The sequence below is a fragment of the Novosphingobium silvae genome, assembly GCF_009856825.1.
In the GTDB taxonomy this organism is placed as follows: domain Bacteria; phylum Pseudomonadota; class Alphaproteobacteria; order Sphingomonadales; family Sphingomonadaceae; genus Novosphingobium; species Novosphingobium silvae.
In genome coordinates this window covers 91,728-114,998 of record NZ_WVTD01000004.1, presented here as the reverse complement: position 1 = coordinate 114,998, position 23,271 = coordinate 91,728, and the positions used below count along the sequence as shown (strand labels likewise).

The window sequence follows — 23,271 nt, the reverse complement described above, 5'->3', positions numbered from 1 at the left end:
CAGCCCGCTTCTCAGGCAGGCTTCGCCTTCTGGAACAGCTTGCGGTCCTCGGGGCCGAACGCCTTCTTCCAGATCACCCAGAAGTAGGAGAGCAGGATCGCCGGAATGCCGAGCGACATCGCCGCCCACTCGGGCAGCAGCCACTTCGTGATGTAGCCGATGATGACCGCCGGAGCCGCCGCCCAGACGAGCGCCCAGCGCCAGTTGTTGATCGGCTGCCCCAGGATGCGCGACAGCATGATCGACTTCACCACCGATGCCATGCCGAGCGAAAGCATCAGCGCCACGGCAGCCGCCGCAGCCTGGTAGAGCGAATCATAGCCGAGCCGCTGCATGAGGAGGATGCCGCCCAGCGTCAGACCCGCCTGCAGCACGATCGTCGCCACCGATACGACGAGATTGCGTACGCGCGCCACGTAGACGAGTGCCGCCTCGCTGACCACCGCGGTGGCCGCCACGACTTCGGCTGCGAGGAGGAAGGCGAGCGCGCCCGTGCCCGCCACGAACTCGCGCCCGACGAGGCCCATGACGCCTTCGCCCGGAAGGCCGAGCGCAAGCGCTATGCCGGCCTGCGATGCGGTGATCCAGAAGCCCACCTGGCACACCTGCCGGGCGATGGCCCCGTAGTCGCGCTCCTTGAGGTTGCGGGTGATGACGGGGCCCAGCACCGGCTCGAAGCTGGTCTTGAGCTTCTGGGGCAGGCTCGCCACCTGCTGCGCGGCGTAGTAGATACCGACCGCAGCGGGCGGAGCGAGGAAGCCGAGCAGGAAGATGTCCACGCGCCGCGTGCCCCATTCGATGGCGTCCGCCAGCGCGATGGGCAGCGAGTGCCAGGCAAGCTTGCGCATGCCTCCAAGCTTCGGCCGCCAGCCACGCGGCACCCCGTATTCGCGGAAGAAGGGGATGAACGCGGTGAGCGCGGCGGCGTAGATCGAGGCGATGTAGGCGATCGAGAGGCCGCTTTCGGGCGCCACCCAGATCATCAGGCCGGCCATGATCGAGATCGTCCACGGCTCCACGATCGCGCGCGACCACACCGTGGGCGTGACGCGCAGGCGATAGGCGAGCGCGGCCAGCCAGATCTCGGTCATCGTCATCGCCGGAAGGGCGATCACCATGAGCCGGTCGATCCAGGTGTAGTGGCCGCCGGGGAACAGCAGCGCCGGCACGAACCAGAAGAAAGCCGCCGCCGAGAAGCTGGTGATGACCGCCAGCACCATGCCGTCGGCAATCACGTTGGCGGGGTGGACCTTGCCCTCGCTTTCGGACAGGCGTTGGGCAAGCCCGCGCTTCTCGCCCATGGTGCAGAGCATCGAGGTGAGTTCGATCAGCACCAGCGCCGAGGCGAAACGACCCAGCGCGGCCGGACCATAGGCAGCGGCGCGGCCCGCGATGAAAAGAAAGGGAATGCGCGCGGCGAGGCGCAGGAAGAAGCCGAACAGGTTCGTGCGCCCGCCCTTGGCAAGCGCCGCGATGTCGTCCTGCTGGCGTTCCTCGCGCGTGGCTTCGCTTCGCGGAACCGGTATCTCGCTCAAGCGGCGGGCTCCTGTTCGGCGCGCAGCGGGCGCGCGAGCAGGTCGCTGACCACGGTTGCGGCCGGAGCCTCGCCTCGCAGCAGCCGGGCGACGGCCTCGACAATCGGCATCTGCACGCCTTCACGGCGGGCAAGTTCGGCCAGCACCGGCGCCGTCGCCGCTCCTTCCGCCACGCTCGACTTGCCCGAAAGCGCCTCTGCCGCGCTCAACCCTTTGCCGAGGGCGAGGCCAAGCGAGAAGTTGCGGCTGGAAGTGGAAGAGCACGTCAGCACCAGATCGCCCAGGCCGCAGAGGCCCGAAAGCGTCTCCGCCCTCGCGCCGCGCGCAAGCCCGAAGCGCAGCATCTCCGCATAGCCGCGAGCGATGAGCGCCGCGCGCGCGTTCTGGCCCAGGTTCAGGCCCTCGACCACTCCGCAGGCGATGGCGAGCACGTTCTTCACGGCGCCTCCGATCTCGGCTCCGGTCACATCGTCGGAATAATAGGGCCTGAGCGCCGGACGGGCGAGCAGCGGCGAAAGACGCGCCCACTGCTCGGGCCCGCCTCCGCAGGCGAGAGTGACGGCCGTGGGCAGGCCTGCGGCGACTTCGTGGGCGAAGGTGGGGCCGGAAAGCACCGCAAGCCGCTCCGCCTGCGCAACGCCTGTCGCGACATCGGCCATCAGCCGCCCCGTCCCGGCCTCGATACCTTTCGCGCAGAGGACGAGGTCGCGCGAACCCGCGGGAAGCCGGGCGATCACCGAGGCGAGGAACTGCGCCGGGACGACCACCAGCAGCACCGGCAGCGCGGCGAGTTCGGCAAGCTCGCTCGTGGCACGAATGGCGGGCGAAAGCGCTGCGTCGGGCAGGTAGAGGCTGTTGCGATGTTCGCGGTTGATCTGCGCGGCAAGCGCCTCTTCCCGCGCCCAGAGCAGCACTTCGGTGCCTTCGTCCCCGTCGCGCGGACCGGCCAGCGCCTGCGCGAGAGCGGTGCCCCAGGCGCCGGCGCCGATCACTCCGACCTGCGGCGTGCTCATGCCTTCACTCCCGCACCGCGAACGGCTTGCGCCTCCGGGTCCAGAGGCCAGCGCGGGCGGGCGGCCACATCGAGCGGGTCCGACTGTCCGCGCTCGAGCCGCTCCATCCCGGCCCATGCGATCATCGCCGCATTGTCGGTGCAAAGACCAAGGGGCGGCGCGATGAAGGGCAGGTCGTGCCCGGCCGCAAGTTCCTCCAGCGCTCCGCGAATCGCCTTGTTCGCCGCAACCCCTCCGGCGACGACGAGCGCGTTCACCTTGCCCGCCTTCGCCAGCGCGCCGCGAAGCCGGTCTACCAGGCAATCGATCGCCGCCTGCTGGAACGATGCGGCGATGTCGGCATCGGAGTATTCGCCCGACTGCTTGGCGCGCAGCACCGCGCTCTTGAGCCCGGCGAAGGAGAAGTGCGGCTCGGCCGAACCTTTGAGTGGGCGCGGCAGCGGCACCTTCTTCGCATCGCCCTGAAGGGCAAGCTGCTCCAGCGCGGGACCGCCGGGATAGCCAAGGCCCAGCACCTTGGCGGACTTGTCGAACGCCTCGCCCAGCGCGTCGTCGATGGTGGTGGCGAACCGGCGGAAGCTGCCGACGCCTTCCACCAGCAGGATCTGGCAGTGTCCGCCCGAGACGAGCAGCAGGAGGTACGGATATTCGAGAGCCGCATCCGCAAGGCGCGGCGAGAGCGCATGCCCTTCGAGGTGGTTCACCGCGATAAGCGGCTTGTCGCTCGCCATCGCGAGCGCCTTCGCGGTGACGAGGCCAACCATCACTCCGCCGATTAGGCCAGGCCCTGCGGTCGCGGCGATGGCGTCCACCTGGTCCAGCGTCATGCCGGCATCGCCAAGCGTCGCCTCGATGAGCGGGGTCAGGCGTTCGGCATGGGCGCGCGCGGCGATCTCGGGCACGACGCCGCCGTAGGGACGGTGCGCCTCGTCCTGCGAGGCGATGCGCTGGGCCAGGATCACCCGTTCGTCGGTGACCAGCGCGGCGGCCGTTTCGTCGCAGGAAGATTCGATGCCGAGTACAATCCTCATCCGACCTTCCCCTGAACGACATTGGCGAGTAGCACAACCCGCCGATGACCCACGATAGACACCACAAAGACCGCTTCAAGCTGGGCACCCGCCGCTCGCCCCTCGCGATGGCACAGGCACACGAAGCCCAGCGCCGCCTTGCCGAGGCGCATGGAATCGATCTCGCGCATATAGAGATCGTTGCGGTGACCGCCAGCGGCGATCGCATTCAGGACCGGGCCCTGGCGGAGATCGGCGGCAAGGCCCTGTGGACGCGGGAACTCGACGCGTGGCTCGCTTCGGGTGACATCGACTTCGCCGTCCATTCCGCCAAGGACGTCGAGACGATTCGCCCCGAAGCCTTCGAGATCGGCGCCATTCTCCCCCGGGAAGACGTGCGCGACGTTCTGGTTGGTGCCGCCTCCATCGCCGCGCTGCCCCAGGGCGCCGTCGTGGGCACCAGCGCTCCGCGCCGCGCCGCGCAACTGCTGCACGCGCGCCCCGACTGCCGGGTCGTGACGTTCCGCGGCAATGTCGCCACCCGCCTCGCCAAGCTCGCCGCCGGAGAGGCGGATGCGACATTCCTTGCGCTTGCCGGGCTCAACCGCCTTGGCGAAAGCGGCACCGGCCACCCGCTCGACGCCGAGGACTGGCTTCCCGCGCCCGCCCAGGCCGCCATCATGATCGAGTGCCGCGCCAACGACCACGAGACGCGCGCCTTCCTCTCCCGCATCGACCATGCCGAAAGCCGTGCACAGGTCATGGCCGAGCGGGCGCTGCTCGCGGGTCTCGGCGGCAACTGCCACAGCCCCATCGCCGTACTGACCCGCAGCGAAGAGGGCATGCTGGTGATGCAGGCCGCGCTCTACAGCCCGGACGGGGCCGAGCACGTCAGGGGCGAAGCGCGGTTCACGGCGGGCGACATGCAGGGGCCGCTGGATCTCGCCGCGGACCTGCTCGCCCGCGCGGTTCCGACGATCACAGTGCATTTCGCCGGTGCCGGCTGAGCCCATGCGGCGAAGGTCCGCCCTCGTATGAGCCTTCCTGTCCTGATCCTGCGACCGGAGCCGGGCGCATCGGCTACGCTAGAGGCGGCGCGCCAGATGGGGCTTGATGCCCGGGCCTGCCCGCTGTTCGCAGTGGGCCCGCTTGCCTGGGAGCCGGTGCCGCGCGCCCATGTCGATGCGGTTCTGCTCGGCAGCACCAATGCGCTGCGCCATGGCGGCCCGGCGCTCGCCCGGTATCGCGGGGTTCCGGCCTATGCGGTGGGAGCCACGACGGCCGGGGCCGCTCGCGCGGCGGGCCTCGACGTGGTGGCGAGCGGAAAGGGCGGGCTTCAGGCCATGTTGGGCGCGCTTGCTCCCGGTCACCGCCGCCTCCTGCGCCTTGCCGGACGAGAGCGGGTGGAGCTGGCACTGCCCCCCGGGGTGGAAGTCGTCCTGCGCGAAGTCTACTCCAGCGAGCCGCTTCCCCTCCCTCCCGAAATCGCTGCGCTCCTGTCGCGGCCGGCGCTTGCGCTGCTGCATTCGGGCAGCGCGGCAGCCCACTTCGCCCACCTTTGCGACGTGCACGGGATCGACCGCAGCCGGCTCCTGCTTGCGGCCATCGGTCCACGGGTCGCGGCGCAGGCGGGTGCGGGCTGGCGGGACCTGCGCTCCGCGTCCCTGCCCGACGATGCGGCGCTGCTGGCCTTGGCCTCGCGGATGTGCCAAGAAGCCGGTCCGGGACTTTAGTTGCCACCAAAAGGGCTTGATGCAGGACATTTCGGCACCCCCCACCCGCGTCTCCGGCCGGAGCCGTTCATGGGGTCCCACGCTGTTCATCGCGCTGGTCGCTTTCCTTCTTGGCGCGGCCCTTGTCGCCTGGTTCGCCGCAAGGGGCTACCTTTCGGTGCTGCTGCCCCAGCCCGCCGAGACGCCGCAAGTCGCCGTCAGCGCGCCGCCTCCACCATCGCCTGCCGCGCAGATGTCGGCGATCGGCACGGTTGAGGGGCGCGTGGCCCTGCTCGAGGACCGCATCTCCCGCATAGACTTCGAGACGAACGCCGCCGCAGGGAACGCCGGGCGGGCCGAGGGCCTGCTGATCGCCTTCGCCGCGCGGCGCATGGTAGATCGCGGCGAGCCGCTCGGCCATGTCGCCGATCAGCTGCGCCTGCGCTTCATGAACGCCCAGCCGCGCGCGGTGCAGACGGTGATCGACTTCGCCGCCAACCCCGTCACTATCGACGGGCTCGCCGCGCGGCTCGAGGCGCTTTCCCCGGAACTGACCGTCACGCAGACCGACCAGACCCTGTGGGACCGCGTCCGCCACGAGGCGACTTCGCTGTTCACGGTGCGCCGCGACTCCGGCACGCTGGCCACCCCGGCCGCGCGGATCGACCGTGCGCGCCTCATGCTCACCGCACGCCGCATCGACAATGCAATCGGCGAAGTGGAACGCCTGCCCGGGGCGGAGGCGGCCGACACCTGGATTGCCGACGCCCGTCGCTTCGAAGCGGCACAGAAGGCGCTCGACCTCCTCGAGACGACGGCGATGCTGGAGCCTGCGAGGCTGCAGGATTCGGCCGGACAGGCGGTCGATCAGCCCAGTCCGCTGGCGCCGGTCGCTCCGGAAGGGGAACCTACCGAAGGCGCGGTGGCGGAGTAGGAACAAAGCAGCAGGCGTGGTGCGGCCAGAAGGGCGGGATGCGCCCCCTTCGCCCGAGGTCAGGCCTGCAGCAACTGCGGTAACTGTCCCGACATGCCGCGCGCTTCGTCCATGAAGAAGCGCTTGAGAGCCGGCAGGCGCTGCACGGCGCCCATTCCCAGACGGCGCGCGGCGCTGGGAAGGCGCCCGGGAATGCCGAACAGGCGGGTCAGACCGTCGGTGACCGACATGACCATGAAGCTGTCGAGGCTGCGCCACTTCTCGTAGCGAGCCAGTAGCTGCGCATCGCCGGGCTCCAGCCCAAGCCGCATGCCTTCGCTCAGCACTTCGACCAGGGCGCCGACATCGCGCAGGCCCAGGTTCAGGCCCTGCCCTGCAATAGGATGCATGCCATGCGCGGCATCGCCGATCACCGCCAGCCGCTCGTCCACCACGCGGCCTGCGTGGTGGAACCGCAGGGGGTAGCTCATACGCGGGGCGGCAAGGCCGATCGCGCCGAGGACGCCATGCATCCGGCTCTCGACCTCGTTCACGAACATCGCATCGGGCATGGCGGCAACGCCTGCGGCATCCTTCTCCGCCACGGTCCAGACGAGCGCGCTGCGGTGGCGCCCCTCCTTGTCGTCGAGCAGCGGCAGCAGCGCGAACGGCCCGGCCGGGTAGAAGATTTCCCAGGCGGTGTTGCCGTGCGGTTTCTCGTGGAACAGGCCCGTCACGAAGGCGCGGTGGTCGTATTCCCACTTGGCGAGCGCAAAGCCGGCCTCGTCGCGGGTGGGAGACTGGCGGCCTTCCGCAGCCACCAGCAGCGAGCCTGACAAAACGCGGCCGTCCGAAAGCTCGACCTCTACCCCGTGGGGACCGCGCTCCTTGCGCACTGCTTCGGTGCGCACGTGCCAGGCGATGCCCGGCTCTTCGCGGGCCGCATCGAACAGGGCGATGCGCAAGTCGCGGTTGGCGAACATGCGGCCGAGGCTGCCTTCCTCCGCCTTCGGCGTGAAGTCGATCCGTCCGGGCTTCATCCCGTCGGTGACGGCGATGGAATCGATCGGACAGCCCAGCGAGGCCAGGCTGGGAGCGAGCCCTATGTTGTTGAACAGGTTCCAGCTCGCGGTCGAGATCGCAGACGCCCTGCCGTCCGCGCCCTCGGCCACGAGATCGGCCGGGTCGGCACGGTCGATCACGTGGGCGGTGATCCCCGAGCGGGCAGCCGCGAGCGCCAGCGTCATGCCGACAAGGCCGCCGCCCAGGATGATCAGGTCACGGCGATCCTTCCCGGCAGGGACGGCGGCCGCAGTCGAAGCAGTCGTATTCGAATCGCTCATCGCGAGCAGCTATCGGCCTCCCCGGCGTAGATGTCGAGGCACCTTCCATCCCAGGTCCCGGCGGGCTCCGACAGGTCGATCAGGCCCGCAAGGGTCGGCGCGATGTCTACCGTCTCCACGGGCTGGGCCTGCTCCATGCGGACCATGCCCTTGCGCCAGAACAGCATGGGCACGCGCCGGTCGTAGTCCCAGGGGCTGCCGTGGGTGGCGGTGTAGCCAGGCCGCGGCCGGGTGCCCGGAACCACGGCACGTTTCGTCATCATCAGCACCTCGCCCGAACGCTCGGGATCGAAGGACGCGGCGACACGCTCGATCTCGGTCCAGTCCTGCGGGTGACCCGAGGGGACCTTGACCTTCCTGAGTTCATCCGCCGTGTAGACGCCGGAGATCTGCGGATTGGCCTTCAACTGCGAGACCAGTTCGGCGACGACGGCCTTGTGATCGCGGGCTGAAAGGCCGGCGTTGACCCAGACGTCACCGGATCCGCCCGCGCCGTAGAACAGCGGGCCCTGCCGGGGAACGACGCCGGTGGCCCGCGACACGGAGGCCGACAATCCCTCGTCGGTAAGCGCTTCGTCCAGGCGCGCGGCCTCGGGCACGCCCTGCAGCCTCATGCGCTCGGGGGCATCGGCACCGCCATGATCGGCGCTGAGCACCACGACATAGTCCAGCCCGCGCGAATCGAGCGCATCGAGCAGAGTGCCGATGGTCTGATCCAGCACGTTCATCTGGATGCACATTTCCACGCCCTCGTTGCCGTAGGCGTGGCCGACCTTGTCCGTCGCGGAGTAGCTGACCGAAAGCACGTCGGGCACGGCGTCCTTGCCCAGCGGCATCTCGTCCAGCATGCGCACGGCAAGCTCGGTAGTGGCCACGTCCATGCGCGGGCTGTTCGAAAAGCCCTTCATGTCGCCTGCCTTGAGCGGAAAGCGATAAGTGCCGATGGTGAAGCCGCCCATATCGGTCGGCCGATCCACCGCGCCGCACCAGCCCGGCACCGGCAGGTCGCCCGCGCCAGCCGCAACGGTTCGGGCCATGGCTTCGTTCTGCGCCAGCGCGGCGGGAGAAAGCTTGCGCCCCTCGAAGCTGGTGAAACCCTTGCCCTTCAGCCAGTAGGCGGCATCGGCGGTGTGGCCGCTCATCATCACGACGGCGCGGTCCTTGGCCGAGACAGCGACATTGAGGCTGGCGGGGTTCTTTTTCTTGAGCAGGTCGCCCAGCGTCGGCGCCTTGAGATGGTCCGGGCTGATGACCGAATCCTCGGAATTGCTCTTCGGATTGGTCTCGTCCTCCGAGCAGTAAACCTGCTTGTCGGCGCGCGCGATGCCCGGGACAAACCAGTTGTTGGCGACGATGCCGGTCCGGTTGGGGTGGACGCCGGTCAAAAGCGTGGAGTGGCCGGGGCAGGTCTCGGTCGCCGCGTGCGACTGGAAGCCCGAGGGGAACACCGCACCCTGAAGCAGGCGCGACAGGCCCTTCGTGTAACGCTCGCGGTACTGCTGGAACAGGTCGGCGGAGTACTGGTCCACCGCGATCGCGACGATCAGCTTGGGCGGGGTCGCAGGAGCCTGCTCCGCGGTGGCGGCGGTAATGGTGGCCGCGGTGGTGGCGGTGGCCGGCTCGTCTTCGTGCGCGAAAGCAGGCGCGGTGCAGCCCAGCGAAAGGGCCACCGCGAGCGAGGAGAACGCCAGGGAAAGGCTGGGCGACAAGCTGAAGGGGCGCATCGGGGGAGTTCCTTGAAATGTCCGCGCGTTGGGGGCAGATGCTTCGATGACCGGATTGCCGCCCGAGCGCAAGGGTGGTGCAGCCTGTCGGCCAACGCACGGGAGCATCATGGAATCGCGCCGCTACTCCGTCCTTGTGACGGTTCTGTGTCACCTTCTGGGCGTGCTGGGCGTCTTTCTTGCAACCGCCGTTCCCGCTCTTGCAGCTCCCACGCACATAGCCGCCGAACTGGTGGCCGGTCCCTCGTCGCCGACCGAGGCGACGCTGGCGATACGCATGACGCCCGAGCCGAGCTGGCACGGGTACTGGGCCAATCCCGGCGATGCGGGGCTTGGGATGCAGCTGGACTGGGAACTGCCGCAAGGCGCCTCCGTCGGGGAACCGCGCTATCCGGTACCTCGCACCCTCGTCGTGCAGGGGCTGATGAACCACGTGTACGAAAGCGAATATGCGGTGCTGGTGCCGCTTTCGCTTCCCCCCGGCGTGAGCCCGGGAACGCGCCTTCCCGTGCGGGTACGAGCGCAGTGGCTCGCCTGCACCGAGCAGATCTGCGTGCCCGAGCGCGCCGAACTCGCGGCCGAAGTGACTGTGGGCGCCAGGGCTGAGGCCGAAGTCGCGCGGCGTTTCGACGGATGGACCCAGCGCCTTCCCGCACCGCTCGGCACGCCCGCCACCTTCGCTGTTGGCGACAAAGACCTGCGCCTCGCAATCCCCCTGCCCGCGTCGGTCGTACTGGACGCGCCGCACCTCTTCGTGGTGCAGGACAAGCTCGTCGACTATGCCGCCCCGCAGCTTTTCAGCCGCAAGGGCGACCTGCTGCTGGTGACGATCCCCCGGGCCGCCGTTGCGCCACGCGGCGCCGAGACGGTGGAAGCGGTGTTGCGGCTCGACAGTGCCGGGAACGGCATCGCCCTTTCCGCGAAGGCAGGACAGGTTCCAACGGGCGGCGTGCCGGTGGCGACCGGCGCGGCCAACGAAGGCACGCCCGAACTGCCGGCGCTGCCCTGGCTCCTGCTGGCGGCGCTGGCGGGCGGGCTGCTGCTCAACGTCATGCCCTGCGTCTTCCCGATCCTCTCGCTCAAGGCGCTGAGCCTTGCCCGTGCGGGCGAAAGCGAGGCGCATGCGCGCATCGAAGGGCTGGCCTATGCGGCGGGCGTGATCGTCGCCTGCCTTGGCCTTGGCGCGCTGCTGCTGGTGCTGCGCGCCGGCGGCGAGCAGGTGGGGTGGGCCTTCCAGTTGCAGGAGGCGTGGGTGGTCGTTCTCCTCTTCGCGCTGGCCCTGTCGATCACCGCCAACCTCCTCGGCATCTTCGAATTCGCCGTCCCCGGCTTTGCGAGCGAGGGTTCGCCGCAAGGCGCCTTCGCGACCGGTCTGCTGGCGGCCTTCGTCGCCACGCCGTGCACCGGGCCGTTCATGGCGAGCGCCATGGGCGCGGCGCTGCTGCTGCCTGTCGCCCCGGCGCTGGCCCTGTTCGCAGCGCTTGGCCTTGGCATCGCCCTGCCCTTCCTCGCCGTGGCTTTCGTTCCCGCGCTGCGTGCCCGCCTGCCGCGCCCCGGCAAGTGGATGGTCACGTTCCGGCGGATCATGGCAGTGCCGATGGCGCTTACCGCTGCAGCGCTCTGCTGGCTGGTCTGGCGGCTCGGCGGTGCCTCGTCGCTGGCCTACGTCGTAGCGCTGGGAGCGCTGCTACTGGCGCTCCTGGCGCTGCTGGGACGCGAGCAGAGGCGCGGCAAGCGGGCGATCATGCCTGCATTTGCAGCGCTGGCCGTGCTCACCATCGGCGTTACCACCATGCCCGAGCCGCGCGCTCCTGCGCAGGACGCCTCATCGCTCATCGACGCCGCGCCTTTTTCGGCCGAGGCGCTGACGAAGGCGCGGCGCAGCGGCCGTCCGGTCTTCGTATGGATGACCGCCGACTGGTGCCTCACCTGCAAGGTCAACGAGCAAGTCGCCATCGAGCGCGAAGATACGCGCCGCGCCTTCGAGAAGGCCGGCGTCACTGTCCTTCGCGGCGACTGGACACGGCGCGACCCGGAGATCACCCGCTATCTCACCGCAAGGCACGCGGCCGGGGTCCCGCTCTATGTCTGGTACGGCCGCGACGGTGCGCCCGAGATCCTGCCGCAGGTCCTGACGCCCGCGTTGCTGGCGCAGATGGCCGCGCGATAGCGCGCGGGCCATCGCCCGCTCGGTGGAGGAAAGGCGGACCATGTTCCCGCCGATGGCAGCGCCCGGGGCGAGGAGCTAGGCAGCAAGGGACCAGGCAACTCGACGGGAACGATCCGATGCGTGCGACACCGGCTGGGCAGAAGCTGCTGGACCGTTTCGAGCGGATCCGCGTCATCAATCTCGCCACCCGGCGCGACCGCCTTCGCGATGTGACCGCCCAGCTTGCCCGGCTCGGGCTGGCGCCGGGAGACGGCAGGGTGGAACGCTTCGACGCCTGCCGCTTCGACGAGCCGGGCGCGTTCCCCACGCGGGGCACGCGCGGGTGCTTCCACAGCCATCTCGAGGTCGTTCGCGAGGCTGCGCGGGACGGGGTCGCCTCGCTGCTTATCGTCGAGGACGATCTCGACTTCGCGGCCGATATCGAGGTGCGCCTTGCACAGGCACTGCAGGCGCTGGAAGGCTCTGACTGGTCGTTCTTCTACGGCGCGGTGCTGAACGACAGTCCATGCGCCGACGAGCAGCGCCCGCTCAGCCGCGCGGCGCCGACGGAAGCGATGCTCGGCGCGCACTTTCTGGGCATCGCGGGCCACGTGCTCGCACCGCTGGAGCGCTACCTCACTGCCATGGCCGAGCGTCCGGCGGGTTCGCCGCAAGGCGGCCCCATGCATGTGGACGGCGCCTACAGCTGGTTCCGCCGCGATCACCCGGCGCTTCAGACCTTTGTCGCCTGTCCGGTCCTCGGCACCCAGCGATCCTCACGCACGGACGTGCACGCACTGTCGTGGAAAGACACCGTTCCCTTTGTCCGCGACACGACCGCCATCGGCCGCCGCCTCGCCCGCTCGGCCCGAAGCGCCTTCCAGCGATAGGCCTTCCGGCCCCCGGCGACGCGCCTCAGAGCACGTCCGCCACGCCCTGGAGGCTGGCGCGCAGCTTGTCGATCGCCTGCGCCTTCAGCTGGTGGATGCGCGGGACCGAAACCTGCAGCACCTCGGCGATCTCGGCAAGGTTCAGCTCCTCGACGAAGTAGAGCTGGACGATCAGCTTGAGCCGGTCGGGAAGCTGGGTGATCGCCGCGATGACCGCACCGCGCGTCTCCTCGTCGGCCAGCAGGGCGAAACTGTCCGGGGTTTCGGCCGCGAAAGCCATGTTCTGGTCGGAATAGGCATCGTCGAGCGAGTCGAAGCGAAGAGGCTCGCTAGCGTCGCGCAGAGCGGCGAGTTCGGCTTCGTCGATGCCGAGCGCCTGCGCCAGTTCGCGCGGCTTGGGCTCGCGGCCAAGGGCATTGCGCAGCGCGGCTTCCTTCTCCGCCAGCTGGCGGCGGCGTCCGCTCACCCCGCGCGACAGCGGGACGGCGCGGCGGATCAGGTCCACCATGGCCCCGCGCACGCGCATCTTGGCGTAGGCGGCAAAGCCGTCCTCCGTAGGCCCCGAGTGCTTCTGCGCGCATTCGGTGAGCGCCACGAGGCCCGCCTGCACGAGGTCTTCCACCTCGATGCCGGGTCGTCCGCTGCCGTGGACGTGCCACGCCTGGCGGCGGACCATCGGCAGGAAGCGACGGACGCGGTCGGCCACATCGCCGCGATAGGCCCGCATGGCGGCGCCCCCGGCGGCGGGGTGGTGGGCAGTGGTTGGCGTGGGAACGGGCATCTGGTTCATGCAGCCATGCTTTCGGCGCTGTCGGGCGAGGGAAGCCCGCGCGGTTCCTGGGGCGGCGCGGCGGCGCCGATGACGTCGATCACTTCGATGGGCTGGGTTGCGGGTAGCTCGGAGATCGAGAGGACGAGGCAGGCGGGCGCCCGCAGCCGGAGCAGCGCGGCAAGGGCGCGCCGGGCCCGGGGCTGGACCACCAGCGTCAGGCGGATGGCGTGGGGCCCTCGCGCCTCGCCCAGAGCGACGATGCGCTCGCCGATCATACGGGCAAGATCGGGTTCGATCACCGGCTGCCCGGTCGCGGGATCGACCATGCCCTGTACGATCGCGCCTTCCAGCCCGGCATCGAGCGTCACCACAGGCAGGCGCTGCGTGGGCGAGCAGATCCGCCCCACGATGAGGGCGCCAAGGTCCGCGCGCACCAGCTCGATCAGCCGGTCGTGGTCCACCGTCTGCTGCACCGCGCGCGAAAGGCTGGCGAAGATCGGGACGAGATGTGCGATGGGGATGTGATCCTCCAGCAGCGCCCGCAGGAGGCGGGTGATCGCAGCGAGGCTGAGCGGGGCGGGGTGAACGGTTTCCACCAGCCCCGCCGAATGCTCCTTCAGCGCCTCGGTCAGGGCGCGCACCTGATCGGGGCCGAGCAGGTCCTGCGGGCGGGCGGAAAGCAGCTGGTTGAGGTGCGTGGCGATCACGGTGCCGGGATCGACGGTGAGGAAGCCTTCGGCCGTCGCATGGTCGCGCGCGGCGGGATCGATCCACAGCGCCGGACAGCCGAAGCTGGGGTCGAAGCAGGCCTCGCCGCGCAAGGCATGGTTGAGGTTCGCTTCCCCGGCATCGATCGCCAGCACCTTGTCCGCCCGCACTTCCGCGCCGCCAAGGTTCACCCCTCCCAGGACGATGCGATATTCGTGCGGAGGCATGTCCAGCGCGTCGCGCATGCGGAACTGCGGCACGATGAAGCCGAACGACTGGCTCAGCTGCTTGCGAACGCCGGTCACGCGCGTGACCAGCGGCGAGCCGCGCCGCTCGTCCACCAGCTGGACGAGGCCGTAGCCAAGCTCGATCGTGACGAGGGTATGGTCGGAGACATCCTCCAGCTCGATCCGCGACGGGTCGGCAAGGACGGCGGGTTCCTCCACCACCACCGGAGCGATGAGCGCACGCTCCGCCCGCTTGCGCAGGGAATGCCAGATCCATCCCGCCATGGCAGCGGCAGGCAGGAAGATCGACTGGGGCATCGCCGGGATCATGCCGATGGCGCCCAGCACCACGGCCACCGGCAACCACGTGCCGGGTGCGGCAAACTGGCTGCCGATCTGCCCGGCAAGGTCGCGGCTGTCCGACACGCGGGTGACGATCACGGCGGCGGCGATCGAGAGCAGCAGCGAAGGCACCTGCGCCACCAGCGCATCGCCGATGGCAAGCGTGATGTAGGCCTGCGCGGCCTCGCCGGCGGAAAGCCCGTGGCTGATCATGCCAAGACAGAAGCCCGCGACGATGTTGACCGCCAGGATCAGCAGAGCGGCGATGGCATCGCCCTTCACGAACTTGGAGGAGCCATCCATCGAGCCGTAGAAATCGGCCTCCGTCGCCACCTCGCGGCGGCGGGCCTTGGCCTCGTCCGCAGTCATGAGCCCGGCGGCGAGGTCGGCGTCGATCGCCATCTGCTTGCCCGGCAGCGCGTCGAGAGTGAAGCGCGCTGAGACTTCGGACACGCGGCCCGCGCCCTTGGTGACGACCACCATGTTGATGATGACGAGGATCAGGAACACGAAGATCCCGACGGCGAAGTTCCCGCCGATGAGGAATGCGCCGAAAGCCTCGATCACCTTGCCGGCTGCCGCCTCGCCCTCGTGGCCATGGACCAGCACGACGCGGGTTGAGGCGACGTTGAGCGAAAGGCGCAGCAGGGTCGCGAAGAGCAGGACCGAGGGAAAGGAGGAGAAGTCCAGCGGCTTCTCCGCGTTCATCGCCGCCATCAGCACCGCCACCGACAGCGCGATGTTGAGCACGAAGGCCACGTCGAGCACGATGGCGGGCACCGGCACGATCATCAGCACGATCAGCACGAGGATGCCCGCCGGAAGGGCTATGGCTCCGGCATTGCGGACGCGCGAGAACAGGCTCACAGGCCCAGCCTCGCCAGCTTGGAGTAAGCTTCGCGCACGTGGCCCGAGGCGGCGCTGTCGGAAGCACCGAACGCGGCCTGCAGGGTTTCGGCCATGGAGCGCGTGGCCGGTTGGGCCCCGCCCGCCGGGGCAGCAGGCCGCCCGGCGTGGAACTCGCGCGCGATAGGGCCGCTCGGCCGGTAGCCCGCCGTCTCGAAGCCGGTGTCGTAGGGAATGGCGGGATCGACGCCCGCCCACTCGGCAGTGCCGGGGGAGAAGCCGCCCTCCATCGCGCCTGCGACCTTGCTGCGCATCAGGTCCATGACCTGCCCGACCGAACGCGGCGCACCGCCCGAGAAGAAAATCGAGCGATTGGCGGCAGCGGCCTTGGGAAGAATGGCCGCGGCGCTCTGCCCGGGGTTGTCGGCCAGGGCGGCAAGGAACTTGCCAGCTCCCGCCGAGCCCAGGAAGTGCGCAAGGTAGAGTTCCGCCGGGTCCGGCTCGCGGCCGAGGCGCGCGGTGAGGTCGGCGCGGTTGTCGGCGGCAAGCTCGCCCGCCATGAGCGCGGACACCTGCGGATCATAGCGCAGGCCCATGATCTGCGCACGGGTGGCGGGATCGGCGACGGAGCCGCCCTGGATCGCATCGCTCACCCATGCCATACCGTGTTCCGCGCCGTGGCGGTCCAGCGTGCTGAGCCAGGTGCCGGAAGTGAACTGGTAGAGCCCCGCCGCGCTCGACGTAGCGGCGCGGGCGGTGGGATCGAGGCTCGATTCCAGCTTCGCCTGCGCCATGAGGTACTGGAAGTCGACGCCGGTGGCCTCGGCCGCCCGGGCGATTGCGGCGCGCACTTGCGCACCTCCCGCCGTGCCCCGCGTCCCCACACCCCCGAAGATCTGTCCGTCGCTCAAGCCGAAACTCCCGGCAATCCATTTGCCGCGAGTGTTTGAGCAAGAGCCATGCCAATTTGGGGAGTGTGGTTAACGCCGCCAGCCTCAGGCTGCCGATGCCGGCGAAGGTTCCGCATTCGCGGGGAGGATGGGCGCCTTCAGGAGAGGGACGCGCTTCTCCGCCCGCCCAGTCTCAAGCGCCGCTTCAGCGGCCTGCGGCCATCGCGTAGCCGGGCGGGATGCGGTAGAGCTGCGGGCTGCCGGTCAGCGCGTTCAGGCGGCGCGAGACGTTGGCGGCGATGATGTTGCGCACCTGGCGGTTCACCTCGTTCAGGCGCCGCGCCGCGTCGAGCATGCCGCGGCATTCCTCGTCGATGGTATCTGCGCCCAGGTGCTCGCCCAGCACGTCGATCGTGCCGCACAGGCGGTTCTTGTCCTGCGTCGTCCCGACGATCGCGTCGAGGTCGAGACCGGCAAGGGCCTGCCGCTCCTCCTCGAGAACGGCAAGCATCTGCCGCAGGGCTTCGCGAAGGTCGGTCTGTGACATCAGTGTGCGCTCCTCAGCAGCATGCCGGCCGCGATCATGGCGTCGGCGATCTTCGCGGGGACCACGGGATAAGTGCCCGATTCCACCGCCTTGCGGATCAGCGCGACCCGGTCGGTGTCGATCGGGGCGGCGCCGGGGTCCAGGGCATTGATGGTCTCCACGGCGGGCGCCGCCGAGACCGGGTTGGTGGCCTGCGCCTTTGCGGTTGCGCTGACCGTGTTGGTGTCGGCCACGCGGGGCAGCCGGGTATCGATGGCGCCGATGCGCGGGGCAGACCCCACTTCGATAGGTGGCATAGTGCCGCTCCTTGAAAAGTCCTGAGATGCAGAACGACAGGGGAGCGGCGGAATTAATGGCGCAGGCGGCAAATTCTTGCCTGCGGGAAATTGCCGGCAACGCCCGCCTCAGGGCAGCGGCACCGAAACCAGACCGGGCCGCTCGATCCGCGCGCGCATCACGTCGGTGCGCGCGGTCTTACCCGCCGCACGCACGCGGATCCAGCCACCCACGGGCCCGGACTCCATCGCCTCGCCCGGCTGCGACACCGTGAACCCCTCTCCCGAGACGGCGATCGCCACGGCATCGCCGCGCGCCACGGCGACCGGGCCATCCTGACCCGCCCCGCCAGCGCCTGCTCCGGCTGCGCCCGACCTGATGGGCACGAAGAGCCGCCACCCGGAGGGATCGCCGCACTGGACCACGACACTGTCGCGCGCGGACGTTCGCCACGATAGCGCCAGCCCGCTGCGGCAGGGCTGCAGCCGCAGTCGCCGGTCGACCGGAGTGGCCGCCCCGCCCAGCTCGCCTGCGGGCGCCCCGGTAAAGGCGGCCACCTGCCGGTCGATGGCATCGAGGTCCGCGAACGGGCTGGCCGCGGCGACCAGGAGAAGAAGACTTGCAGGCATTCAGGAACTCTCTGCACAAGGGACGCGCCGTCGCGTCCATCCATCGCCGAAGCAGCAAGTCCCGTGCCACTTGCGCGCGGGACCAGGCATGCCTCAGGCGGGCCTGTCATAGGCAAGCACGACGCGGACAGGGCCGCTGCCCGGCTCCACCACCAGCCGCGCGGAAGCCCCTGCGACGCCCGCCTCGCCCAGCAGGCGCACGGCCGATCCAAGGGCCGCATCCCGGCTTCCCGGCGCGGGGCCATAGCGCGCGATTATCGTGAGCTGCTGGCGCGGGTCGATCGCCTGCTGTTCCAGCCAGACGTCCAGCGGCGGCGCTCCGGCCGTTGCCTCGTAGACCGCCAGCGGCTCCGAGCGGGGGGCGGGCCGAGCCGGCGGGGATGCGGCCGGGTGCACGCTCGTTCGAGGCTGCGGGCGTTCGATCCGCTGTTCCTGCGGGCGTGCAGGAGGCTGGCGGTGCAACGCCGCCGCGCTCAGCATGAAGAGGATGAGCGAGAGGTCGGCGAGCGAAGTCTGCCAGCCGAACGCGGAGGTGCCTTTCACCGCGACTTGCCCGGGCCAGGCGCGCCGCCTGCCCCCGCCTGCCCGCCCGCTTGCCCGGCCCCGTGGCCCGCGGAGTACGCGGAGGACTGGTGCGGCAGCGCGGGCGCCACCTGCGTCTCCAGCCAGTCGAGCACGCGCTGGCGCTCGTGCTCCTCCTGCGCGGCGCGGCGGGCGATCAGCCTCGCCAGGGGAGCGAAGAGCAGGTTGCCCAGCAGCAGGCCGTAAAGTGTCGTGAGCACCGCCATCGAGATCGCCGCGTTGAAGTCTCCCGCCGCGCCCGGATCGACGGGCAGCCGCGTGAGCGAGACCAGCGTGCCGGCCAGGCCGAAGACCGGCGAAAGCTCGGCCGCCTGCTCGAAAGTGCGCGCGGCGCTGCGGCTGCGGACCATGCGGCGGCGCTTGTGGACGCGGTGCGCGGCCTGCAGCGCGGAAAGCGACCGGGTGCCGATCAGGGCATCGGTCACGTCGTCGAACTCGGGATCGCCGAAGTGATGGGGCTCTGCGCGGATGACCCCGTCCTGCCGCATTTCCTGGACCGGTCCCGCCAGCTCCGCCCGGGCCCGGGCCGCATCGAAGCGCGGGCGCGCCAGCCGCCCGGCACTGGCAAGCGCCTCTCGCGTGTCCGCAAGGCCGCAGCGCAGGACCGTGGCAAGGCAGGTGCCGCCCACGACGATCACGGCGCCGAGAGGTTCGAACAGGGTGTGGGCAATCATCGGCGGTTCTCCATTCAGCACGGGAGAACGGCGGCAAACATCAAGTTTCAGGCGGAGGCCTACATTTGCCGGTGTCCGGCAAAGGCTTGCCGCCCTGCCTCGCAAGGTTCGCGCATCACACGAAAAAGCGCCGCCGCGAAAGGCTGGAGAGGCGGCATTGCAACCGATTGGCACACCTCTTGCGAAACACCCGGCACGCAGTCGGGGACACCTTCCCGCAAGGACATTTTGACCAGATGACGCAGGACCTGTTCGGAATACACGGCAAGGCGCTCCAGCTGCGATCGCAGCGGATGGGCGTGCTCGCCTCCAACATCGCCAATGCGGGAACCCCCGGCTACAAGGCGCGCGACATCGATTTCGGTGCCGCGATCAAGGCGGCCGACGCGGGCGCCAGCACAGACCGGGCCGCGCACGCCGCCACGCTCTACCGCGTGCCGGTGATGCCCTCGCTCGACGGCAACACGGTGGAGCTGCAGAACGAACAGCTCGCCTTCTCCGAGAACGCGGTCGGCTATTCCACCACGCTCGAATTCATCCGCTCGCGGGTCGACACCGTGAAGCGCGCGCTGCGGGGCGACTGACCATGGCCAACTCGCTCAACCTCTTCGGCGTCGCCCAGCGCGGCATGTCCGCGCAGCTCGTGCGGATGAACGCGGCGGCCTCGAACCTTGCCAACGCAGGCTCGGTCTCGGCCACCGAGGACGGCGCCTACAAGCCGATCCGCGCGGTCTTCTCCGAAGACCTCGACCGCGCCAGCGGCCTCTCCACCGTCGCTGTCTCGGGCGTCATGCGCGAAAAGGCGGCGGCGGTCCGCCAGCACAATCCCGACCACCCCCTGGCAGACGCCAACGGCGACGTGTGGTCCGCTCCCGTCGATGAGAACGCGGAGATGGTCGAGATGCTCGAAGCCTCGCGCCAGTACCAGAACATGGTCGAGGCCCTTTCCACAGCCAAGCAGCTCATGCTCGAAACCATGAGGATGAAATGACCGTCACCGCCTTGAACAACGCCTCGTCCGCCAGCGCCGCGCAGAGCGTGCAGAATGCCAGGAGCAAGGGCTCGCTCTCGTCACTCGACCAGGGTGACTTCCTGAAGCTGATGACCGCGCAGATGCAGCAGCAGGACCCCTTCGATCCGGTCGACCAGAAGGAGATGCTGGCGCAGATGGCCCAGTTCTCCGCTCTCGCGGGCACGACCGAGATGGGAGACACGCTCAAGACCATCTCCGGCCAGCTGGAGACGCTGGCGGAGATGCAGAAGTCCACCGCCGATGCGGTGACCGCGCTCGCAGCAGCTCAGACCGCCCGGGACGCCGCTTCCGTGAACACCGACAAGACCACCTGATCCTTATCCTTCGGAGTACGCACAGATGTCCTATTACACCTCGCTCACCGGTCTCAAGAACGCGCAGACCGAACTTAATGTCATCGCGCACAACATCGCCAATGCCGAAACCACCGGTTTCAAGAAAAGCGATACCGCCTTTGCCGACATCGTCTCTTCCTCTGTCATCACCGACCCTGCGCTGACCGTGGGCATCGGCTCGCGCGTCAGCAAGATCAACCAGGAGTTCTCGCTCGGCCCGATCGAGCAGACCGGCTCGGCGCTCGACCTCGCGCTTGATGGCGAAGGCTTCTTCACCGTACGCAACCCGCAGTCCGGCCAGACCGAATACACCCGCGCCGGCGGCTTCACCGTGGATGGCCAGGGCTTCCTCAAGAACGCGCAGAACGCGCGCCTTCAGGTCTTCCCGGTGAACAACGGCGTGGTCGACACCGCCTCGCTGCAGAGCGTGCAGATCCCTGCGACCAATGCCGCGGGCTCGGCCTATGCCAGCGTGGTCGTCAACTCCGACGGCCATGTGGTCGCGACCTACGACGATGGCTCCAATGCCGAACTTGGCGTGGTTGCCGTGGCGAACTTCATCGCGCCCGATGGTCTCAAGCAGATGGGCAGCGCCACGTGGCAGTCCACCGGCAAGTCGGGCATGGCCACGTATGGCCAGCCGGGTACGGGCGTGCTGGGCGGCCTGATGTCGGGCTCGCTGGAGCGCTCCAACGTCGACATCGCCGAGGAACTGGTCGAGCTGATCAGCGCCCAGCGGTACTTCCAGGCCAATGCCAAGGCCATCGATACCGCCACGCAGATCTCGCAGACCGTCATCAACCTGCGCAACTGATGAAGGCGGCGGAAGCGGGCGCGCGCCCGCTTCCGCCTGACCTTCTCCGCAAGGAACCCGAATGGACCGCCTGATCTACACCGCCGTCTCCGGCATGAACGCCTCGCTCAACCGCGAGCGGGTGATCGCCAGCAACATGGCGAACGCGCAGACCATCGGCTTCAAGGCCGAGATCCTGCAGGCGACGCCGATGACGCTCGAAGGGCCACAGCTGGAGACGCGCAGCCTCTCCAGCACCGAAGTGACCGGCGCCTCGATGAAGGCGGGCGGGCTCAACCGCACGAACTACCCGCTCGACGTCGCCATGCAGGGCGATGCGATGCTGGCGGTGCAGGCGATGGACGGCGGCGAGAGCTATACCCGGCGCGGCGACCTGTCGGTCACGGTGACGGGCGTCCTTCAGAACGGCGATGGCCTCCCCGTCATCGGGCAGGGCGGGCCGATCACGGTGCCGCCGGGCTTCAAGGTCACCATCGGCCCGGACGGCAGCGTGCTTGCAGCCGATCCCGAGACGCCCGACGCGGCTCCGCAAGTGCTCGACAGGCTCAAGCTCGTCAGCACCACGGGGACGCGGATCGCCAAGGACGTGGCCGGCCAGTTCCGCGTGCCCGACGGCGGAATCCTCCCCGTGGACGAGAACGCTCAGGTTATTCCCGGAGCGCTCGAACAGTCCAACGTCAACCCTTCCGAGGTATTGGTGGAGATGGTCGCGGCGCAGCGGCTTTTCGACATGCGAACCAAGCTTGTCCAGACCGCCGGCACACTCGACGAAGCCGGTGCGCGCCTGATGCGCCTGGATTGATCCAGAGCCCCCGAGAGGAACTTTAGATGCCCAGTTCAGCACTGCAGGTCGCCCGCACCGGGCTCGAGGCGCAGGACACGCGCATGCGCGTCATCGCCAACAACCTCGCCAACGTCTCCACCACCGCGTTCAAGCGCGACCGCGCCAACTTCGCCACGCTCGCGTACCAGGACGCGCGGGTCGCGGGCGCGCAGTCGTCGACCGAAACGGCCTATGCCACCGGTCTCAACCTCGGCATCGGCGTCGCCGTCCAGTCGACCACGCGCATGGAGACGCAGGGCTCGCTGCAGACCACGGGCAACTCGCTCGACGTCGCGCTCGACGGGGATGGATACTTCCAGGTCTCGCTTCCCGGCGGCCAGCTCGCCTATACCCGCGCGGGCAACTTCTCGCGCTCGGCGGAAGGCCAGCTCGTGACCTCGCAGGGCTACCCCGTGCAGCCCGCGATCACCATTCCCGAAGGCGCGACAGCGATCACCATCTCGGACGACGGCACCGTCTCGGCGCAGGTCGCCGGGCAGTCGGAGCCGAACGAGCTGGGCCAGATCACCGTCGCCAGCTTCACCAACCCGGTCGCGCTGCAGGCGGCGGGCGATAACTTCATGCTGGAGACCGCAGGCAGCGGCCCGGCGCAGGTCGGCGTCGCCGGCGAACAGGGCCGCGGCCATGTGCGCCAGGGCATGCTGGAAGCCTCCAACGTCAACATCGTCGAGGAGCTGGTCGACATGATCGAGACCCAGCGCGCCTACGAGATCAACTCCAAGATGATCTCCGCGGTCGACGAGATGCTGCGCAACGCCAACCAGACGCTGTGATGACCGCGAGCCGCATCCTCCTTGTCGGCGCATCGTTCGCCGCGCTCGCCTGCTCCGCCGGCCCCGTGCTGGCGAAGAAGGCGCCGAGGCCGTCGGGCTTCGAGCCGACGCTGCCGGTCGCGCCCTCACCTGTCGCCGTGCCCGCGACGGGCGGCATCTTCAACGTGGCGGCAGGCTACGCGCCGCTCTATGCCGGCACGCGCGCTGCGCGGGTGGGCGATCCGCTGACGATCCTGCTGGTCGAGAGCACGACCGCCTCCAAGGCGGTTAGCTCCAAGAGCGGCAAGAACGGCTCGCTCTCGGTAACGCCGCCCACCAAGGGGCTGATCTCCAAACTGCTCGACGCCGATGCGCTGAAAGCCGGCTCGAATTCCGCGTTCAACGGACAGGGCAGCGCGGCGCAGACTTCCTCGCTCGATGCCACGATCTCGGTCACCATCGCCGAGGTCCGCTCCAACGGCACGGCACTGGTGCGCGGCGAGAAGAAGATGCTCATCAGCCAGGGCGACGAGTGGATCCGCTTCTCGGGCATCGTGCGCCTCGCCGACATCGACGCGGAAAACCAGATCCTCTCCAGCCGCGTGGCCGATGCGCGCATGGAATACACCGGCAAGGGCGCGCTGCAGCAGGCCAGCAAGCAGGGCTGGCTCGGGCGCTTCTTCAACAAGATCTCGCCTTTCTGAGGATGAC

25 protein-coding genes are annotated in these 23,271 nt (G+C 69.2%); 12 read left to right on the top strand and 13 right to left on the bottom strand.

The genetic code is table 11. The annotated features are described in order from the left end of the window. Positions 1-11: 11 nt before the first annotated feature. Genes GR702_RS07150 through tsaD form a run of 3 tightly spaced genes read right to left on the bottom strand, consistent with a single transcriptional unit; the run spans position 12 to position 3,579 of the window. Entirely contained in the window at positions 12-1,535 is a 1,524-nt protein-coding gene (locus GR702_RS07150) for a lipopolysaccharide biosynthesis protein (RefSeq protein WP_202408116.1), read from the bottom strand. Next, entirely contained in the window at positions 1,532-2,548 is a 1,017-nt protein-coding gene (locus tag GR702_RS07145; RefSeq protein ID WP_160985288.1) for an NAD(P)H-dependent glycerol-3-phosphate dehydrogenase, read from the bottom strand. Before GR702_RS07145 ends, GR702_RS07150 begins: the two co-directional genes overlap by 4 nt. Further along, positions 2,545-3,579 carry a tRNA (adenosine(37)-N6)-threonylcarbamoyltransferase complex transferase subunit TsaD gene (gene tsaD / locus GR702_RS07140; protein ID WP_160985287.1) on the bottom strand — a complete coding sequence of 345 codons (1,035 nt, stop codon included), beginning with the start codon at positions 3,577-3,579 and terminating at the stop codon, positions 2,545-2,547. The genes GR702_RS07145 and tsaD overlap by 4 nt, the downstream gene beginning before the upstream one ends. Positions 3,580-3,623: 44 nt before the next feature. Here tsaD and hemC point away from each other — a divergent pair, with 44 nt between their 5' ends. Genes hemC through GR702_RS07125 form a run of 3 tightly spaced genes read left to right on the top strand, consistent with a single transcriptional unit; the run spans position 3,624 to position 6,204 of the window. Further along, the gene (hemC, locus tag GR702_RS07135; protein ID WP_160985286.1) at positions 3,624-4,565 is read left to right on the top strand and encodes a hydroxymethylbilane synthase; all 942 of its coding nucleotides are present in this window, start codon (positions 3,624-3,626) and stop codon (positions 4,563-4,565) included. 27 nt (positions 4,566-4,592) lie between these two features. Beyond that, positions 4,593-5,291 (top strand): uroporphyrinogen-III synthase, encoded by a 699-nt coding sequence (locus GR702_RS07130; protein WP_160985285.1) that lies wholly within the window; start codon positions 4,593-4,595, stop codon positions 5,289-5,291. A 19-nt stretch (positions 5,292-5,310) separates the two neighbouring features. Then, positions 5,311-6,204: a hypothetical protein gene (locus GR702_RS07125; protein WP_160985284.1), complete on the top strand. Its 894-nt coding sequence runs from the start codon at positions 5,311-5,313 to the stop codon at positions 6,202-6,204. Between the two features lie 59 nt (positions 6,205-6,263). On the opposite strand, the gene GR702_RS07120 is transcribed toward GR702_RS07125, so the two are convergent. Both GR702_RS07120 and GR702_RS07115 read right to left on the bottom strand, forming a co-directional pair. After that, positions 6,264-7,526: a UbiH/UbiF/VisC/COQ6 family ubiquinone biosynthesis hydroxylase gene (locus tag GR702_RS07120; RefSeq protein ID WP_160985283.1), complete on the bottom strand. Its 1,263-nt coding sequence runs from the start codon at positions 7,524-7,526 to the stop codon at positions 6,264-6,266. After that, complete coding sequence (locus tag GR702_RS07115; RefSeq protein WP_160985282.1) at positions 7,523-9,250, bottom strand: alkaline phosphatase family protein; 1,728 nt, start codon at positions 9,248-9,250, stop codon at positions 7,523-7,525. The genes GR702_RS07120 and GR702_RS07115 overlap by 4 nt, the downstream gene beginning before the upstream one ends. Before the next feature lie 109 nt (positions 9,251-9,359). On the opposite strand from GR702_RS07115, the gene GR702_RS07110 reads away from it, so the two are divergent. Together GR702_RS07110 and GR702_RS07105 are read left to right on the top strand one after the other, a co-directional pair. Next, entirely contained in the window at positions 9,360-11,420 is a 2,061-nt protein-coding gene (locus GR702_RS07110; RefSeq protein WP_160985281.1) for a protein-disulfide reductase DsbD family protein, read from the top strand. Between the two features lie 116 nt (positions 11,421-11,536). After that, complete coding sequence (locus GR702_RS07105) at positions 11,537-12,289, top strand: glycosyltransferase family 25 protein (protein ID WP_160985280.1); 753 nt, start codon at positions 11,537-11,539, stop codon at positions 12,287-12,289. Between the two features lie 25 nt (positions 12,290-12,314). On the opposite strand, the gene GR702_RS07100 is transcribed toward GR702_RS07105, so the two are convergent. The 8 genes from GR702_RS07100 to GR702_RS07065 form a co-directional block, all read right to left on the bottom strand. Next, entirely contained in the window at positions 12,315-13,079 is a 765-nt protein-coding gene (locus GR702_RS07100; protein WP_160985279.1) for a sigma-70 family RNA polymerase sigma factor, read from the bottom strand. Then, the gene (locus GR702_RS07095; protein ID WP_160985278.1) at positions 13,076-15,205 is read right to left on the bottom strand and encodes an FHIPEP family type III secretion protein; all 2,130 of its coding nucleotides are present in this window, start codon (positions 15,203-15,205) and stop codon (positions 13,076-13,078) included. Before GR702_RS07095 ends, GR702_RS07100 begins: the two co-directional genes overlap by 4 nt. Then, positions 15,202-16,035 (bottom strand): lytic transglycosylase domain-containing protein, encoded by an 834-nt coding sequence (locus GR702_RS07090; protein ID WP_160985464.1) that lies wholly within the window; start codon positions 16,033-16,035, stop codon positions 15,202-15,204. Before GR702_RS07090 ends, GR702_RS07095 begins: the two co-directional genes overlap by 4 nt. A gap of 244 nt (positions 16,036-16,279) precedes the next feature. Next, a complete protein-coding gene (locus GR702_RS07085) occupies positions 16,280-16,621 on the bottom strand; it encodes a flagellar protein FlgN (RefSeq protein WP_237449599.1) in 342 nt (113 codons plus the stop codon). Beyond that, entirely contained in the window at positions 16,621-16,917 is a 297-nt protein-coding gene (gene flgM / locus GR702_RS07080; protein ID WP_160985277.1) for a flagellar biosynthesis anti-sigma factor FlgM, read from the bottom strand. The genes GR702_RS07085 and flgM overlap by 1 nt, the downstream gene beginning before the upstream one ends. Before the next feature lie 108 nt (positions 16,918-17,025). Continuing rightward, positions 17,026-17,526: a flagella basal body P-ring formation protein FlgA gene (locus GR702_RS07075; RefSeq protein ID WP_160985276.1), complete on the bottom strand. Its 501-nt coding sequence runs from the start codon at positions 17,524-17,526 to the stop codon at positions 17,026-17,028. Positions 17,527-17,619: 93 nt separating this feature from the next. Next, on the bottom strand, positions 17,620-18,069 hold the full coding sequence (locus GR702_RS07070; protein WP_160985275.1) for a hypothetical protein: 450 nt from the start codon (positions 18,067-18,069) through the stop codon (positions 17,620-17,622). Continuing rightward, positions 18,066-18,782 (bottom strand): MotA/TolQ/ExbB proton channel family protein, encoded by a 717-nt coding sequence (locus GR702_RS07065; RefSeq protein ID WP_160985274.1) that lies wholly within the window; start codon positions 18,780-18,782, stop codon positions 18,066-18,068. The genes GR702_RS07070 and GR702_RS07065 overlap by 4 nt, the downstream gene beginning before the upstream one ends. Before the next feature lie 236 nt (positions 18,783-19,018). On the opposite strand from GR702_RS07065, the gene flgB reads away from it, so the two are divergent. From flgB to GR702_RS07030, 7 genes are all read left to right on the top strand, one after another. Continuing rightward, positions 19,019-19,366 carry a flagellar basal body rod protein FlgB gene (flgB, locus tag GR702_RS07060; RefSeq protein ID WP_160985273.1) on the top strand — a complete coding sequence of 116 codons (348 nt, stop codon included), beginning with the start codon at positions 19,019-19,021 and terminating at the stop codon, positions 19,364-19,366. Between the two features lie 2 nt (positions 19,367-19,368). Continuing rightward, on the top strand, positions 19,369-19,773 hold the full coding sequence (gene flgC, locus GR702_RS07055) for a flagellar basal body rod protein FlgC (protein WP_160985272.1): 405 nt from the start codon (positions 19,369-19,371) through the stop codon (positions 19,771-19,773). Beyond that, entirely contained in the window at positions 19,770-20,129 is a 360-nt protein-coding gene (locus tag GR702_RS07050; RefSeq protein WP_160985271.1) for a flagellar hook assembly protein FlgD, read from the top strand. The genes flgC and GR702_RS07050 overlap by 4 nt, the downstream gene beginning before the upstream one ends. 25 nt (positions 20,130-20,154) lie before the next feature. Then, positions 20,155-20,964, top strand: a complete 810-nt coding sequence (locus tag GR702_RS07045; protein ID WP_160985270.1) for a flagellar hook-basal body protein — start codon at positions 20,155-20,157, stop codon at positions 20,962-20,964. A 61-nt stretch (positions 20,965-21,025) separates the two neighbouring features. Further along, positions 21,026-21,766: a flagellar basal body rod protein FlgF gene (locus GR702_RS07040; RefSeq protein WP_160985269.1), complete on the top strand. Its 741-nt coding sequence runs from the start codon at positions 21,026-21,028 to the stop codon at positions 21,764-21,766. Positions 21,767-21,792: 26 nt separating this feature from the next. After that, a complete protein-coding gene (gene flgG / locus GR702_RS07035; RefSeq protein WP_160985268.1) occupies positions 21,793-22,581 on the top strand; it encodes a flagellar basal-body rod protein FlgG in 789 nt (262 codons plus the stop codon). Beyond that, positions 22,581-23,264 (top strand): flagellar basal body L-ring protein FlgH, encoded by a 684-nt coding sequence (locus tag GR702_RS07030; RefSeq protein WP_160985267.1) that lies wholly within the window; start codon positions 22,581-22,583, stop codon positions 23,262-23,264. The genes flgG and GR702_RS07030 overlap by 1 nt, the downstream gene beginning before the upstream one ends. Positions 23,265-23,271 lie beyond the last annotated feature (7 nt).